The sequence below is a fragment of the Streptomyces sp. NPDC005408 genome, assembly GCF_040606445.1.
In the GTDB taxonomy this organism is placed as follows: Bacteria; Actinomycetota; Actinomycetes; order Streptomycetales; family Streptomycetaceae; genus Streptomyces.
In genome coordinates, this window is record NZ_JBEXEX010000030.1 from 1 (window position 1) to 16,574 (window position 16,574).

The 16,574-nt window shown below is 69.0% G+C and carries 12 protein-coding genes; 9 read left to right on the forward strand and 3 right to left on the reverse strand.

Annotated features, from left to right (window positions below; genetic code table 11):
- Window positions 1-173 precede the first annotated feature (173 nt).
- From ABZS64_RS25040 to ABZS64_RS25065, 6 genes are all read left to right on the forward strand, one after another.
- Window positions 174-860: a response regulator gene (locus ABZS64_RS25040; RefSeq protein WP_355833753.1), complete on the forward strand. Its 687-nt coding sequence runs from the start codon at window positions 174-176 to the stop codon at window positions 858-860.
- A gap of 90 nt (window positions 861-950) precedes the next feature.
- On the forward strand, window positions 951-2,312 hold the full coding sequence (locus tag ABZS64_RS25045; RefSeq protein WP_355833755.1) for an extracellular solute-binding protein: 1,362 nt from the start codon (window positions 951-953) through the stop codon (window positions 2,310-2,312).
- Entirely contained in the window at window positions 2,309-3,175 is an 867-nt protein-coding gene (locus tag ABZS64_RS25050) for a sugar ABC transporter permease (protein ID WP_355833757.1), read from the forward strand. The genes ABZS64_RS25045 and ABZS64_RS25050 overlap by 4 nt, the downstream gene beginning before the upstream one ends.
- Window positions 3,175-3,999: a carbohydrate ABC transporter permease gene (locus tag ABZS64_RS25055; protein ID WP_355833760.1), complete on the forward strand. Its 825-nt coding sequence runs from the start codon at window positions 3,175-3,177 to the stop codon at window positions 3,997-3,999. Before ABZS64_RS25050 ends, ABZS64_RS25055 begins: the two co-directional genes overlap by 1 nt.
- A 192-nt stretch (window positions 4,000-4,191) precedes the next feature.
- On the forward strand, window positions 4,192-4,803 hold the full coding sequence (locus ABZS64_RS25060; RefSeq protein ID WP_355834001.1) for an XRE family transcriptional regulator: 612 nt from the start codon (window positions 4,192-4,194) through the stop codon (window positions 4,801-4,803).
- Between the two features lie 398 nt (window positions 4,804-5,201).
- On the forward strand, window positions 5,202-5,840 hold the full coding sequence (locus ABZS64_RS25065; RefSeq protein WP_355833763.1) for an HAD family acid phosphatase: 639 nt from the start codon (window positions 5,202-5,204) through the stop codon (window positions 5,838-5,840).
- Window positions 5,841-5,902: 62 nt separating this feature from the next.
- Here the strand turns inward: ABZS64_RS25065 and ABZS64_RS25070 are convergent, their stop codons facing one another.
- Window positions 5,903-6,928, reverse strand: a complete 1,026-nt coding sequence (locus ABZS64_RS25070; protein ID WP_355833766.1) for an ATP-dependent 6-phosphofructokinase — start codon at window positions 6,926-6,928, stop codon at window positions 5,903-5,905.
- Window positions 6,929-7,190: 262 nt separating this feature from the next.
- On the opposite strand from ABZS64_RS25070, the gene pta reads away from it, so the two are divergent.
- The 3 genes from pta (at window position 7,191) to pyk (ending at window position 12,054) form a co-directional block, all read left to right on the forward strand.
- The gene (gene pta, locus ABZS64_RS25075; protein WP_355833769.1) at window positions 7,191-9,326 is read left to right on the forward strand and encodes a phosphate acetyltransferase; all 2,136 of its coding nucleotides are present in this window, start codon (window positions 7,191-7,193) and stop codon (window positions 9,324-9,326) included.
- On the forward strand, window positions 9,323-10,549 hold the full coding sequence (locus ABZS64_RS25080; RefSeq protein ID WP_355833771.1) for an acetate kinase: 1,227 nt from the start codon (window positions 9,323-9,325) through the stop codon (window positions 10,547-10,549). Before pta ends, ABZS64_RS25080 begins: the two co-directional genes overlap by 4 nt.
- Before the next feature lie 74 nt (window positions 10,550-10,623).
- Window positions 10,624-12,054 (forward strand): pyruvate kinase, encoded by a 1,431-nt coding sequence (gene pyk / locus ABZS64_RS25085; protein WP_355833774.1) that lies wholly within the window; start codon window positions 10,624-10,626, stop codon window positions 12,052-12,054.
- Between the two features lie 225 nt (window positions 12,055-12,279).
- Here the strand turns inward: pyk and ABZS64_RS25090 are convergent, their stop codons facing one another.
- Both ABZS64_RS25090 and ABZS64_RS25095 read right to left on the reverse strand, forming a co-directional pair.
- Entirely contained in the window at window positions 12,280-12,624 is a 345-nt protein-coding gene (locus ABZS64_RS25090) for a hypothetical protein (RefSeq protein ID WP_355833778.1), read from the reverse strand.
- Window positions 12,617-16,498 (reverse strand): hypothetical protein, encoded by a 3,882-nt coding sequence (locus ABZS64_RS25095; protein ID WP_355833781.1) that lies wholly within the window; start codon window positions 16,496-16,498, stop codon window positions 12,617-12,619. Before ABZS64_RS25095 ends, ABZS64_RS25090 begins: the two co-directional genes overlap by 8 nt.
- Window positions 16,499-16,574: the final 76 nt, after the last annotated feature.

The window sequence follows — 16,574 nt, forward strand, 5'->3', positions numbered from 1 at the left end:
TGGATGTGCGGCCGAGCCGCACATCCAGCCCGTCCGGCGTTTGAGGACACGCGCGAAGCGCGTAGGGGGTTCGGGGCGGAGCCCCGATTCGGGAAGGGGTGGGTAGGGGACAAGCCCGCCGCAGGCGACCCGCACTCGCACCCCCATGGGCGTCACCCCCAAGGAGGCGACCGATGACCACTGACCCCATCCGCGTCCTCGTCGTCGAAGACGACCCCGTCGCCGCCGACGCGCACGCCCTCTACGTCGGCCGCGTCTCCGGCTTCGCCGTCGCCGGGGTCGCGCACTCCCGCGGGGAAGCCGTTCGCATCCTGGAGCGCACAGCGGTCGATCTGCTGCTGCTCGACCTGTATCTGCCCGACGGGCACGGGCTCCATCTCCTACGGTCGCTGCGCGCCGCCGGCCACTCCGCCGACGTCATCGCCGTCACGTCCGCCCGTGACCTCGCGATCGTGCGCGAAGGGGTGTCCCTCGGAGTCGTCCAGTACGTCCTGAAGCCCTTCACCTTCGCCACGCTCCGCGACCGGCTCACCCGGTACGCCGAGTTCCGTGCCGCGGCCGGGGAGGCCAGCGGTCAGGACGAGGTGGACCGGGCGCTCGGCGTCCTGCGCGCGCCCCAGGGCGGCGGGCTCCCCAAAGGCCTCAGCGCACCGACGCTCGCCGCGGTCACCCGCACCCTGCGCGATTCCGCCAACGGGCTCACCGCCACCGAGGCCGGCACCGCCGTCGGTATCTCGCGGATCACCGCGCGCCGCTATCTGGAGCACCTGGTCACCGAGGGACGCGCGGCGCGCAGCCCGCAGTACGGACAGATCGGGCGTCCCGAGCTGCAGTACCGATGGATCACTTCCAGCCGCTGAACCGGTGTGCCCTGCACGGGGATTGACCTTGCTGACGGGCCGGATCTACGGTCACCGGGCAGCCCGCCGTGGCTTGAGGAGGTCGTGCCCGTGCGCCCCACCGCCCCGCTCATCCTCGTCCCGTTAGCCGCTGTCATCGCCGCCGCCTCCCTCACTGCCTGCGGCGGCAGCTCCGGCAGCGACTCGGACACCATCAAGGTCGCCTACAACCGTTCCACCGACAACAAGGTCCGTTTCAAGGACAACTTCCTCGAGTCGGTGAAGAAGCAGTTCGAGAAGGACCACCCGGGCAAGAAGGTCAAACTCGTCCCGATCCAGGCCCCGGACAACGACTACGCCACCAAGGCGCAGCAGATGATGCGCTCCCCCAAGACCGCCCCGGATCTGGTCTACGAGGACACGTTCCGCATCAACTCCGACATCAAGGCCGGGTACTTGAAGCCGCTGGACGACTACCTCCCCAAGTGGGACCAGTGGAGCCAGTTCGTCGACACGGCAAAGGCCGCGGCCAAGGCCGAGGACGGCAAGACGTACGGCGTCCCTGACGGCACCGACACCCGGGCCCTCTGGTTCAACAAAGAGATCTTCGCGAAGGCCGGTCTGCCCGCCGACTGGCAGCCGAAGAACTGGGCGGAGATCCTGACCGCGGCCCGCACGATCAAGCAGAAGGTGCCGGGCGTCATCCCGCTCAACGTCTACACCGGCAAGGGACCCGGCGAGGCCGCGGTGATGCAGGGCTTCGAGATGCTCCTTTACGGCACCGGCGCCGACCCCCTGTACGACCCGTCCGCCAAGAAGTGGGTCGCGGGCGGCAAGGGATTCCAGGACGCGCTCGGCTTCGTACGCACGGTGTACGGGGAGAAGCTCGGCCCGGACGTCTCCGACGCCCTCGACCCCAATATCGGTACACGTGTGGCGACCGAGTGGCTCCCCGAGGGCAAACTGGCGATCGACCTGGACGGCTCCTGGATGGGCCAGCAGTGGCTCGCATCGGGCGCCAAGCCGTGGCCGGAGTGGGACAAGAAGCTGGGCCAGGCGCCGATGCCGACGCAGAACGGGCAGGCGCCGGGCAAGGTCTCCATGTCGGGCGGCTGGACCTGGGCGATCCCGCAGAAGGCCAAGAACCCCGATCTGGCCTGGGAGTTCATCACGTCGATGCAGACCCCGGCGAACGCGGTCGAGTGGACGATCGTCGACGCGCAGATCGCCGTACGCAAGGACGTCGCCGCGAACGCCCGCTATCTGAAGTCCATGCCGGGCATCGACTTCTTCACCTCTCTGGTGCAGTACACCGACTACCGCCCCGCGCTGCCGGTCTATCCGCAGGTCTCGACGGCGATAGGCGAGGCGATGGAGAAGGTGACGACGGGTGATGCCTCGGCGGCGGACGCGGCGAAGGATTACGACCAGCAGCTGAAGACCATCGTCGACGACGCGGTCACCACCAAGTGAGCAGCGCCAAACGAGGGTTGTGGCGGTGGGCGCCGATCGCCCCCGCCACGCTCCTGCTGCTGCTCTTCCTGGCGGGACCGATCGGCTACTGCGTCTGGATCGCGTTCACCGACACCCAGCTGACGGGTGCGTCGGGTTCCGACTTCGTCGGCCTGGACAACTTCCGCCGGGCCTTCGCCGACGCCGACTTCCGTAACGCCGTCTGGCTCACGCTCGTCTTCACCTTCGTCTCGGCGATCGTCGGCCAGAACACCCTCGGGCTGGCGCTCGCGGGACTGATGCGCGCGGCGTCCCGCCCGGTCCGTACCCTCACCGCCACTCTGGTGATCACCGCCTGGGTGCTGCCGGAGATCGTCGCGGCCTTCCTGCTGTACACCTTCTTCCGCCGCGAGGGCACACTCAACGCCCTGCTCGACTGGCTCCATCTGCCGTCCCAGAACTGGCTGTTCACGCTGCCGATCCTGGCGGTGTCATTCGCCAATGTGTGGCGCGGCACCGCGTTCTCGATGCTGATCTACTCCGCCGCGCTGGCCGAGATCCCCCGCGACATCACGGAGGCGGCGGAGGTCGACGGGGCGAGCGGCCCGCGCCGGGTCTGGCACATCACGCTGCCGATGATCCGCCGCTCGATCGGCACCAATCTGATGCTGAACACGCTCTCCACGCTGTCGGTGTTCGGCCTGATCTGGGCGATGACGCGCGGCGGGCCCGGCAGTCGCAGCCAGACTCTGCCGGTGTTCATGTACGACCAGGCCTTCCAGAAGAGCCTGATCGGCTACGGAACGGCGGTGGCGCTGCTGCTTCTGCTGGTGGGCTCGCTCTTCTCGGTCGTCTATCTGCGGCTGATGAGGGTGGAGGTGTGATGCGCCGGACCACCCGCGCCCGGCTCGCCGCCGACGCCTCCCTGCTGCTGACCGCGGCGGCCTTCGCGCTGCCGCTGGTGTGGCTGGTGCTGTCCTCGGTGGACACGGAGGCGGACCTGCGGGTGCGGGCGCCCTCGTCGTTCACCGCGGACAACTTCGACGCGGTGCTCACCGACGAGATCACCTTCACGCCGATGCTCAACAGCCTGCTGCTGTGCGGCGGTGCGACGCTGCTGACGGTGGTGTGCGCCGCACTCGCCGCGTATCCGCTCTCGCGCCACCGCTCGCGCTTCAGCCGCCCCTATCTGCTGACGATCCTGTTCACGACATGTCTGCCGATCACGGCGGTCATGGTCCCGGTCTACGGACTGTTCGTACAGGTCAATCTGATCGACACGATGTACGGCACGGGCCTCTTCCTCGCCACGTCCCAACTGCCCTTTTCCATCTGGCTGATGAAGAACTTCATGGACGGCGTCCCAGTGGTCCTGGAGGAGGCGGCGTGGACGGACGGCGCGTCGTATCTGCAGACGCTGACCAGGGTCGTCCTGCCGCTCATGGGCCCGGGTCTGACCGTGGTGACGATCTACACCTTCATCCAGCTCTGGGGGAACTTCTTCGTCCCGTTCATGCTGATTCTGTCCCCCGAGCAGATGCCCGCGTCCGTCTCGATCTTCACTTTCTTCGGCAACTACGGTTCAGTGATCTACGGCCAGCTCGCGGCCTTCTCGATCCTGTACTCGGCGCCTGTGCTGGTGCTGTACGTCCTGATCGCCCGCAGGCTGGGCGGCGGCTTCGCCCTGGGCGGGGCCGTCAAGGGGTGATGGGCCAACGTGTATCGTCACGTGACGTTACCAAGACGTAACGATCAGCTCGGATGTTCCTACGATAAGTCGCTCTGGGTGAACACACCGTAGTCGGGGGCCCCTCCGGCCCCCTAGCGTGTCGGCGTGCACCACAATCCGGCCCCACCCTTCAACGCTCCCGCCGCGCGCCGGCTGCGCGAGGCCCTCGGCATGGCCCCGGGCCATGTCGCCTACGGCCTGCGCGCCCAGTACGGGCTCCATGTCTCACCCGATGTCGTGGTCCAGTGGGAGCGGGGGCTCTCCAGCCCCGGTTCGCGCGAACTGACCGCGCTCGCCGGGGTGTTGTGGTGCGCGCCGCACGATCTGCTCACCGAGGCGACCACCCTGCGCGAGCACCGGATGGCTCGCGGCTTCGCCCCCGAGGACCTGGCGCGCCTGGTGGGCATGGACGTGGGTTCGTATCTGCGGATGGAGGAGTCGGCGCGCTGGCGCGGCAATGAGCGCCAGACCGCCGCGCTCGCCGAGGTGCTGGACCTCGGCTCCCGCGAGCTGCTGGTGGCGACTGGCCGGGACTCCGAGCTCGGGGAGCTGCTGCGGGACGCGGTGAAGGCACGCTGGCAGGCATACGTACGCCCGGTGGGGAAGATGATGCCGATGCAGCGGGAGCATCTCGAGGACGTACTGGAGGAGCTGCACTCCGAGTACCAGTCGCGGATGGTGGCGACGCTCGCCTGGGGTGCGACGACACACGACACCGGGGAGCCGGGCCGGGACTTCCTGGACCGGATCGTGGACCACTTCTGGGAACTCGCCCGCGTCTAGGTCCTGTCCGGTCGATCAGGCTGGATCAGTGAGCGGGTCTGGCGATGGGGGCACCTCCCGTGCCCGAAGGGCTACGGGGGAGCATCGCAGGCCGGAGGATGGGGGTCCCCCCGCCGAAGGCAGGGGGAGAGCCGACGCGGAGCGTCGGCGACTGACGACAACGCAGCGTGGGGGCACCTCCCGTGCCCGAAGGGCTACGGGGGAGTGCCGTGCCAGGGCACGCGAGCCCGGCAAGACCGGCCGGACAGGACCTAGGTGTGGCGTCCGGCGCCCCTTCCGTAACAAGGAAGCTACCAGCCGGTAGTGGGAACGAAGCGTTCCGTCCACCGAAGGCCGCGAGCATGCCGGGGCCCCTGCGCTTTTGCGCCCTGAACCGGACCCCTCAGGAGTGACCCCCCATGCATGCACGCAGATGGACCACCCGGGCGGCGGTGACGGTCGCCGCGCTGGCCCTCACCTCATCCGTGACCGCCACCGCGACCGCCGCGACCCCCGCCGCCACGGCGCAGCCGACGGGCACCAGCCGCGCCTTCCTCGCCGACGTCGACTACGCGACCTGGCAGCGTGATGTCTCGGCGGTCGTCTCCACCGCCCGCCCCTACATCGAGCAGCGCACCGCCGCCGCTTCGGGGCAGCGGCTCGCGATGGTCCTCGACATCGACAACACCTCGCTGGAGACGGACTTCCACTACTTCTGGGAGTACCCGACCCCCGCGGTCAAGCCGGTGCTCGATCTGGTCCGCTACGCCGACTCCCGCGGCGTGGACATCTTCTTCGTCACGGCCCGCCCCGGAATCATCTACTCGCCCACCGCGTACAACCTCAAGAAGGCCGGCTACCCGGTCGACGGTCTGTACGTACGCGATCTGCCCGACCTGTTCGACGAGGTCAGCGCGTACAAGACCGCGAAGCGCGCGGAGATCGAGGCCAAGGGCTACACGATCATCGCCAACGTCGGCAACAACACCGGCGACCTCGTCGGCGGTCACGCCGAGAAGACCTTCAAGCTGCCCGACTACGACGGCAAGCTGTCCTGAACCATGCTCCACGTCCGCCGGCCACGCTTCAACTGCGGTCGGCGGACGGCCCGTTCAGGGACTCAGAAGACCGACTCCGCCTCGTACATGCGGTTATGGGGCACGGTCTTGAGCCGGGTGACCGCATCCGCCAGCGGCACCATCACCACCTCCGTGCCGCGCAGCGCCGTCATCATGCCGAACTCGCCGCGGTGCACCGCCTCCACCGCGTGCCAGCCGAAGCGCGTCGCGAGCACCCTGTCGTACGCGGTGGGCGTGCCGCCGCGCTGCACATGCCCGAGGATGACCGGCTTGGCCTCCTTGCCGAGCCGGTGCTCCAGCTCCGCGGCGAGCCGGTTGCCGATACCCAGGAAGCGCTCATGGCCGAACTGGTCGATCTCGCCCTTCTTGTATTCCATCGAGCCCTCGGCCGGGTGCGCGCCCTCCGCGACACAGATGACCGCGAACTTCTTGCCGCGCGAGAAGCGCTCCTCGACCATCTTCACCACGTCCTCGACCTGGAAGGGCCGCTCCGGCAGACAGATGCCGTGTGCGCCGCCCGCCATGCCGGACTCCAGCGCGATCCAGCCCGCGTGCCGTCCCATCACCTCGACGACCATCACGCGCTGGTGCGACTCGGCGGTGGTCTTCAGACGGTCGATGGCCTCGGTGGCGACCGTGACGGCGGTGTCGAAGCCGAAGGTGCGGTCGGTGGAGGAGATGTCGTTGTCGATCGTCTTCGGTACGCCGACGACGGGCATCCCCGCGTCGGCGAGCATCCGGGACGCGGTGAGCGTTCCCTCGCCGCCGATCGGGATGAGCGCGTCGATACCGAACTGCTTCGCCAACTCCGCTGCGTTCTCGGCGGCTTCGCGCAGCCGGCCGCGCTCCAGGCGCGCCGAGCCGAGGATCGTGCCGCCCCGGGCGAGAATGCCGCTGACCGCATTGAGGTCGAGCGGACGGTAGTGGCCGTCGAGGAGACCCTTGAACCCGTCCTCGAAACCGATGACTTCATCGCCGTGGCCGGTCAGAGCACGGTGCACAACCGACCGGATCACTGCGTTCAGGCCCGGGCAGTCGCCGCCTGCGGTGAGAACTCCGATGCGCATTGTGCTGTGTCTCCTGCTCGTCAGTGATACATGTGAGCCCAAGTTCGATTGTTCCACGCGCGCGGGGAACCCCGCGCTCCCAGCTACTCCGCCGTATGCCACTTGGACCCGGCTCGCGGGCCTGTGGACCGGCCCTGGTCCGGCGGGCGCCCTACCTATCGCCAGAGGTATTGTCAAGAGGGCAATGCCGCCCCGAGCGGCTTTTTTGTAAGTACCACCTTTTGTACTTCGTGTACTCGACAGCATGGACGGGAGAGCACGCGTGACGCGCAGCGTGTACGTGACCGGGATCGACCGCTCGGACGGCCGGCAGGTCGTGGAGCTGGGAGTCATGGAGCTCCTGACCCGCCAGGTGGACCGGGTGGGTGTCTTCCGCCCACTGGTGCACGACGGCCCAGACCGGCTCTTCGACCTGCTGCGCGCCCGCTACCGGCTCTCGCAGGACCCCGAGACCGCGTACGGCATGGACTACCACGACGCCTCCGCGCTGCAGGCCGAGAAGGGCACCGACGAGCTGGTCTCCCGGATCGTCGAGCGCTTCCTCCAGGTGGCCCGGGAGTACGAGGTCGTGCTCGTCCTCGGCACGGACTACGCGGGCACCCAGCTCCCCGACGAGCTGGCGCTCAATGCCCGGCTCGCGAACGAATTCGGCGCCTCGGTGATCCCGGTGGTCGGTGGCAAGGGCCAGACCGCCGAGTCGGTACGGGCCGAGACGCGCAATGCCTACCGGGCGTACGAGGCCCTGGGCTGCAATGTCCTCGCCATGGTCGTCAACCGGGTCCGGCCCGAGGAGCGTGAGTCGATAGCCGAGCGGCTTGCGGCCCGCCTCCCGGTCCCCTGTTACGCCCTGCCCGACGAGCCCGCGCTCGCGGCCCCCACCGTCGCCCAGATCACCCACGCGCTCGGCGCCACCGTGCTCCTCGGTGACGACGCCGGTCTGGCCAGGGACGCGCTCGACTTCGTCTTCGGCGGTGCGATGCTGCCGAACTTCCTGAACGCCCTGACCCCCGGCTGCATGGTGGTCACCCCCGGCGACCGCGCCGATCTGGTGGTGGGCGCGCTGGCCGCGCACTCGGCGGGCACCCCGCCCATCGCGGGCGTACTGCTGACGCTGAACGAGCGGCCCAGCGAGGAGATCCTCACGCTGGCTTCCCGGCTCGCGCCGGGCACCCCGGTTGTCCTGGTCCCCGGCACCAGCTTCCCGACGGCGGCCGAACTCTTCGGTCTGGAGGGCAAGTTGAACGCCTCCACCCCGCGCAAGGCCGAAACCGCGCTCGGCCTCTTCGAGCGCCACGTCGACACCGGCGACCTGCTGGCCAGGATCTCGGTGGCCCGCAGCGGCCGCGTCACTCCGATGATGTTCGAGCACGACCTGCTGGAGCAGGCACGCGCCGACCGCCGCCGAGTCGTCCTGCCCGAAGGCACCGAGGAGCGGGTACTGCGCGCCGCCGACGTACTGGTGCGACGCGACGTCTGCGATCTGACCCTGCTCGGCGACACCGAAGTCATCCGCAAGAAGGCCGCCGACCTGGGCATCGACCTCAGCTCCACCCAGCTGATCGACCCGGCGACCTCCGAGCTGCGCCAGCGCTTCGCCGAGCGGTACGCGCAGCTGCGGGCCCACAAGGGCGTGACGGTGGAGCTGGCATACGACGTCGTGGCGGACGTGAACTACTTCGGCACACTGATGGTCCAGGAGGGCCTGGCCGACGGCATGGTGTCGGGCTCGGTGCACTCCACGGCCGCGACGATCCGCCCGGCCTTCGAGATCATAAGAACAAAGGGGACCGCGCGAAGCGCGTCAGGTAGGGCGGTGGCGGGCGACGGGAGGGCGAAGCCGGACGCCTCGATCGTCTCCTCCGTCTTCTTCATGTGCCTGGCCGACAAGGTGCTCGTGTACGGCGACTGCGCGGTCAACCCGGACCCCAACGCCGAGCAGCTCGCGGACATCGCCGTCCAGTCGGCGGTGACGGCGGCCCGCTTCGGCGTGGAGCCGCGGATCGCGATGCTCTCGTACTCCACGGGCACCTCGGGATCGGGCGCGGACGTCGACAAGGTGCGCGAGGCGACCAAGCTGGTGCGCGAGTCACGTCCGGATCTGCGGATCGAGGGCCCGATCCAGTACGACGCGGCCGTTGCGCCGTCCGTCGCTGCGACGAAAATGCCGGACTCCGAGGTGGCGGGCCGGGCGACCGTGCTGATCTTCCCGGACCTCAACACCGGCAACAACACCTACAAGGCCGTGCAGCGCTCGGCCGGAGCCGTGGCGGTCGGGCCTGTGCTGCAGGGTCTGCGCAAGCCGGTGAACGATCTGTCGCGCGGCGCCCTTGTCAGCGACATCGTGAACACGGTCGCCATCACCGCGATCCAGTCCCAGGGTCAGGAGCTCCCGGCATGACCGCCACCCGCGTTCTCGTCCTCAACTCCGGCTCCTCGTCGGTGAAGTACCAGCTGCTGGACATGCGCGACAGCTCGCGCCTGGCGGTCGGTCTCGTCGAGCGGATCGGCGAGGAGACCTCGCGTCTGGTGCACACCCCGCTGGCCGGCGGCGGCGAGAAGCGCGAGCGCACCGGGCCGATCGCCGACCACGACACGGCGCTGAAGGCGGTCGCGGACGAGCTGGCGCACGACGGGCTCGGTCTGGACTCCCCCGAGCTCGCTGCGATCGGCCACCGGGTCGTGCACGGCGGACTGAAGTTCACCGCGCCGACGGTCATCACCGACGAGGTGATGGCGGAGATCGAGCGGCTGGTCCCGGTGGCGCCGCTGCACAACCCGGCGAACATCACCGGCATCCGTACCGCCCAGGCGCTGCGTCCGGACCTCCCGCAGGTCGCGGTCTTCGACACCGCCTTCCACACGACGATGCCGGAGTCGGCCGCCCGCTACGCGATCGACACGGAGACGGCGGACGCCCACCGGATCCGCCGCTACGGATTCCACGGCACCTCGCACGCGTACGTCTCCCGCAGGACGGCGGCCCTGCTGGGCAAGGACCCTTCGGAGGTGAACGTCATCGTGCTGCACCTGGGCAACGGAGCCTCCGCCTCGGCGGTCGCGGGCGGCCGGTGCGTGGACACCTCGATGGGGCTGACGCCGCTGGAGGGTCTGGTGATGGGCACCCGCTCCGGTGACATTGACCCCGCGGTTACGTTCCACCTCAAGCGGGTCGCGGGAATGTCGGCGGATGACATCGACGAACTGCTCAACAAGAAGAGCGGTCTGGTGGGGCTCTGCGGCGACAACGACATGCGGGAGATCCGCCGCCGGATCGACGAGGGCGACGAGCGCGCGCGGCTCGCCTTCGACATCTACATCCATCGTCTGAAGAAGTACATCGGCGCGTACTACGCGGTACTCGGCAGGGTGGACGCGATCGCGTTCACGGCCGGGGTCGGCGAGAACGCGGCGCCGGTGCGCGAGGCTGCCGTCGCGGGCCTGGAGGAGCTGGGGCTGGCGCTGGATGCCGAGCTGAACGCCGTACGGTCCGACGAAGCGCGATTTATTTCGGCGCCGTATGCCCGAGTTGCGGTGGCCGTTGTCCCGACCGATGAGGAGCTGGAGATCGCCCAGCAGACATTCGCCCTGGTCACGGGCGTTTCCGAAGCGGGCAACGCCTGAGCGGAACACCGCCCATTTGTACTTTCCACCAGACGGAATATTCCGCATCGAAACAAACCGATAGGATCCGCCTTATGCGCCGTTCCAAAATCGTTTGCACACTGGGCCCCGCCGTCGACTCCTACGAGCAGCTGAAGACGCTCATCGAGGCCGGCATGAACGTGGCCCGATTCAACATGAGCCACGGGACCCACGCTGAGCACGAGGAGCGGTACCACCGCGTGCGCCAGGCGTCCGAGGACACCGGCCACGCGGTCGGCGTGCTCGCCGACCTCCAGGGCCCCAAGATCCGTCTGGAAACCTTCGCCGAGGGGCCGGTCGAACTGGTCCGCGGTGACGAATTCACCATCACTACCGAGGACGTCGCCGGCGACAAGTCGATCTGCGGCACCACGTACAAGGGTCTGCCGGGCGATGTGTCCAAGGGCGACCAGGTCCTGATCAATGACGGAAACGTCGAACTGCGGGTCGTCGAGGTCGTGGGCCAGCAGGTCAAGACGATCGTCGTCGAGGGCGGTGTGATCTCCGACCACAAGGGCATCAACCTGCCCGGCGCGGCGGTCAATGTCCCCGCGCTCTCCGAGAAGGACGTCGAGGACCTCCGTTTCGCCCTCCGTATGGGCTGCGACCTGGTGGCGCTCTCCTTCGTACGGGACGCGAGCGACGTCAACGACGTCCACAAGGTGATGGACGAGGAGGGCCGCAGGGTCCCGGTCATCGCCAAGGTGGAGAAGCCGCAGGCGGTCGCCAACATGCAGGACGTCGTGATGGCGTTCGACGGCGTGATGGTGGCGCGCGGCGACCTGGCCGTCGAGTACCCGCTCGAGAAGGTCCCGATGGTGCAGAAGCGCCTCATCGAGCTGTGTCGCCGCAACGCCAAGCCGGTGATCGTGGCGACCCAGATGATGGAGTCGATGATCACCAACTCCCGCCCGACGCGCGCCGAGGCCTCCGACGTCGCGAACGCGATCCTGGACGGGGCGGACGCGGTCATGCTGTCGGCCGAGTCCTCGGTCGGCGCGTACCCGATCGAGACGGTCAAGACGATGTCGAAGATCGTCGTCGCGGCCGAGGAGGAGCTCCTGTCGAAGGGCCTCCAGCCCCTGGTCCCGGGCAAGAAGCCCCGCACACAGGGCGGTTCGGTGGCCCGTGCGGCCTGCGAGATCGCGGACTTCCTGGGCGCCAAGTCCCTGGTGGCCTTCACCCAGTCCGGCGACACGGCCCGCCGGCTGTCCCGCTACCGCGCGGAGCAGCAGATCCTGGCCTTCACGACGGACGCCTCGACGCGCAACCAGCTGACGCTGAGCTGGGGCGTGGAGTCCTTCCTGGCACCGTTCGTGGAGACGACGGACGCGATGGTCGACCTGGTGGACGCGGCGCTGCTGAAGCTCCACCGGTACAACGAAGGCGACATCATGATCATCACGGCGGGGTCCCCGCCGGGTGTGCCGGGAACGACGAACATGGTGCGGGTGCATCACTTGGGCGGGGTGGACGCCAAGTAGGGCCACGCGCCTGCAGAGATGGCGAGGGCGGTACCCCGGATTGACCGGGGTACCGCCCTCGGTACGTTGTCAGCCCAGTACGAGGTGCAGCTGGGGCGTCCTGCCGTTGATGAACCGGAATCTCACATGCCCTACAGGGTGAGGCGGTGTGGTGTGCGCTGTGGGCCGTACCCCTCTGGTCGAGGGGTACGGCCCACAGCCGTGCAACATGCCTGCCGTCAGTCGTCAGTCTTCGTCGTACGAAGACGCGGGGCCCACCTCGACCAGCAGCGATCGCAGATCGTCCGCCGCGTATGCCATCTCGAGGATGCGCATCATCGCCGGTACGCCCGCGTGCCGGGTGATCACCAGGTCAGGACATTGGAACTGGAGGCGTTCGTACTCCTCCGGCTCGCTGTCCATCCATCGCTGGATCGCTTCAAGGGTGAGGAACGTGGCGCTGTAGCGCGTTCCGTCCCGGAGCGTGACCAAGACGTCGACGTTGTCGACCGTCTCCGCGTCGTCCTCGCCGCCGAGCATGAAGACGGCGTCGAAGTGCGGAGTCCTGACGGTGTGCAGCGGATCACCCATAGAGCTTCTTCAGACGGTTGATGACGAAGTCCTCGTTCTTCTTGTTGGACTTGCCGACGATCATCCAGCCCCCTTCGACGTTCTTGACGAAGAGTCGGGCACCCTTCCTCGTCCTGAAGTAAATGATGCCCGTGCCGGTCAGGCTCTTGTACTCGTCCCCAGGCATACCGCCGTTCTTCAGGGTATCGAACATGTTGTCGAAGTCGGTCTGGAGCCTCGGATCCTCGGTGGCCTCCTTCGCCGCCTTGACCAGACCCTTGTCGTCATGGATGGCCGAACGCATGCACTTCTTGGCCGCATTGCTCGCCGCGGCAGAGGCCATGACCCGGCGCGTCGGCGCGGTCTTCACGGACGTGTCCGATGTCGAGCTTGCCCTCGAACTCATCGCCGTAACGCCATAGTTCTCGGCGATGCTGACCAGGCAGGAAGCCGCGGCGCCCGCCTTCTTCGTGGCCTCGATGACCTTCCGCAGCCGGTCGAGCGTGCGCTTGGCGGTGAGGGACTTGTCCAGGAACCTGGCGATACCGCCGCCGATCTTGATGATCGCGCTGGTGACGGCCGGAATCTTGCCGATGAGAGCGACGAAGCTCGCGGCGTTGACCAGGGTCCACAGGCACGCCTCGACGTCCCCCTGGGTGAAGCACGCCTTGGCGTCGGTCCAGCCCACCAGGTCGACGAGGACCTGGCCGCCGTTGGCGATGACCCAGTCCATGACGTCCTGGCCGGCAAGGGCCTTGGCGGCTCGGAAGTCGTCCACACACTGCTGGCCGCAAGCAGCCAGCAGGAGTGCCTCTTCGTCCCCGCTCAGCTCCGGTCCGGTGTCCACCGAGCCGGCGTCGGATCTGACCTTGCGGTCGGCGGCGTCCTGCTGACGCTGCTCTTCCTCCGCGCGGTCGGCGGCCTGGTCCGCCTCGGTGGCGTAGTTGTGCGCGTCCGCCGCAGCGGTTTCTGCGACGACCGCGTCGGCCTCGGCCGCCGTGGCGACGCCGTTCGCCGTGGTGGCGTCCCCCTCGGCCGCCGTGGCGGCACTGCGGGCGCCGGCGGCGTCCTTCTCCGCCTCGGTGGCCGACGCGCCGGCCGCTTGGGCCTCGGTCGCGGCCTGGCCGGCCGCTACCTTCGCGGTGAGCGCGTCCTCATTGGCCTGGCGGTCGTACTCGACCGTCCGGGCCTCGGAACGCAGCGTGGCATCCTTCGCGGTCTCGGCCTCGGCAGCCGAAGTTCGCGCCTTGGCGAGGGATGCGGCGGCCTGGGCCGCGTAGTCCGCCGCCCGGGCAGCTGCCTCCGCGGCGGCCTTCGCGTCGGCGGACGCCTTGGCGGCCAGCGCCTTCGCCTCGACGGCCGCTTTGGCGGCCTGGTCCGCCTTGGCCTGAGCCAGCGCGGCCTGCTGCTCGGCGAGCGACTTGGACGCCTGACCCGTCAGGACGGCCAGACCGGCCGAGGAATCGGTGTCCTTGTAGGGCGAGCCGAGCTCGATCGCGTCGTTGGCCGGCTTGACGACCTGCGCCGCGGAGTCACGCGCGGCGACGGCAGCCTGGGCAGTGGCGAAGGCGAATCCCGCGGTGCGGATCGCCGCAGCCTGGGCGAGAACGGCCTCGCTCCTGGCCACCGCAGCGTCTTGACGGGCCTTCACCGCCTTGGCTGCAGCCTCCTTCGCCAATACCTCGGCGTTCTTCACGTTCTGCGCGGCGGCCTCCGAGGCGTCGATGGCCTCGGCCGCTGCCGCGTGTGCCTTCTTCACCGCCGCGCCTGTCACCGCAGCAGCGGCTGCAGCACCGTCCGCAGCGGCCTGCGACCGGGCTGCGGCGCCCTCCGCCTTGGTGGCGGCGGCACGGGCGGCGACCGACGCGGTCGTCGCCTCGTCCGCGGCGGAACGCGCCGACGAGGCGTGCCCGGCCGCCGCGTTCGCGGCCGTACGAGCCTCGGTCGCGGCCTGCCGCGTCTCCGCGGCGGCACTTGTGCCCTCGGCCGCCGCTGCGGCGGCCTCCATCGCACGCGCCCGCGCCTCCGCCGCCTTCTTGTTCCGTTCCGCGGTCAGCGCCGCGTCACGCGCCTCCTTGGCACGCACCGAAGCCTGAACTGCGGCATCACTCTTGGTATCGGCGGTCGCGCCCGCGGTCTGGGCCGCCGAGAGAGCGTTGGCCGCAGCCGTACGCTCCTGCACGGCACGGGTCTCGGCGGCGTTGGCCTTCGCCCGCTCGCTGTCCGCGGTCTGCCGCGCGGCGGCTGCGATGTCGCGCTGCTTCTCCGCCGTTATCCGCTGAGCCTTGGCGTCGGCGGCAGCGGTCTTCGCGGTCGCCTCCGCCGATTCGGCCTTGGCCTGCGCAGCCTTCGCCTTGGCCGCGTTCTCCGCGGCCAGCTTGGCCTGCAGCGCCGCACCCTCCGCGGCCGCCTTGGCCTGCGCCTCGGCCTCCTCCGCGGCCTTGCGGCGGAACTCCGCCTTGGAGGCGTGCGCCTGAGTCTCGGCGAGCGCCATCAGCGTCTTGCTGTCGGCCGCCGAGGCGCGGGTGGCGTTCGACGCCGTCTCCGCCGCCTTGAACACCGCCTGGGCGGCGGCAGCGGAGGCCTTCGCGACCTGCACGGCCTGCTGCCCGTACATCAGTCCGCGGCCACGCGGCTGACCTGCGGCGTCCGCGATCGCGTACGCCGCCTGCTTCGCCGTCTCGGCCTTCGCCGCCTCGACCTGCGCGGCCAGCGCGGCCCGCCCGGCCACGAAAACCCGGCCCTGCGCGCGGGCCTGCGCGTTCTCGATGTCGGTCTTGGCCTTCGCGAACTCGGCGGCGGTCGGATAGAACATAGTGCTGCTGGGCGACTGCTTGAGCCAGTACGCCTGCCAGTCCGTGAGCCGGCTGGCGATGATCGACTGGCCGAGCGCCTCACCCATGGCCTGCGAGGCCAACGTCAGCTGCTGTGAGGCCTTCGCCTCGGCAGTCATGATCGCTTCACGCTGCGTCCGCTGCCCGGTCAGCTCGGCCTGCCACTCGGTCGACGCGGTGACGACCTCGTCGGTCAGGACCTTGTGCGGGTCCGGCGGGGTCTGGGTCGCACAGGACGAGAACCGCGACTTCAGCGCCTCGACGTCGATGCGGAACTCCATGGAGTCGGGCGCCGGGGCAGTAGTCGGGAATCCGCCGTGCTGAAGGAAGATCCGCGCGTCGTCGGCGTACATGGGGTGCATGAACGTCATGTCCTGCAACGCCATGCGGTCTTCGTAGTCCTCGTGCCGGTCCTCGGAGTACCGGGACGCGGCAATGGCCTTGACCGCGTTCACCGACTCCGGGCTCGCGACGGGAGTCTGGTCCTCGTGGTACAGGTCGTACTCGGACTTCCAGTACTGGCCATTGAGCCAGGTCAGCAGCCCGGTCGTGTTGAACGGGTTGTCCTTGGCCTCGACCCATTCGAAGCCGGTCACGGTGTAGCCCGGCGGCGTTGTCTGCGCCGGGATGGCGAGGGACTTCTCCCACACCGCGTCCCGGCCCCACAGCTCGTCGCCCTTGGCGTCCGCCCACGCCTTGTCCTTGGCGAAGGCGACGGCGAGCGGGGTCTTGCCGTCGTACCACAGCTCGCTGTTTGCGGCCTCGTGGAGTTCGGCCTCGGTGCCGTTCAGTCCCTTGCGGGATACGGCCTTGAGGTCCTGGCCACCCTTGCGGAGCATCAGATTGAGCAGGCACTGCTCGGCACGGGTCTTGGCCGCGCCGGCCAAGTCGAAGCCGGCGGGCTCATCTGCGGCTGCGGCAAGCTCCATCTGCTGTGGCAGCTGCGGGAGTTGGTTGCCGGTGATCGTCACCGCGAGGGCGGTGGTCAAAGCGGTGGTGGTGAGCAGCCGCGACACTCGGCCGAGGGCGCGGTGTCTTCGCGGTGGTGCGTTCGTACGCATGGCAGGTCAGTCCATCCGTTGCAGAAAGAAGAGGGAGAACTCAGAAGAGGGCGCTCAGAAGAGGGCGCTCAGAAGA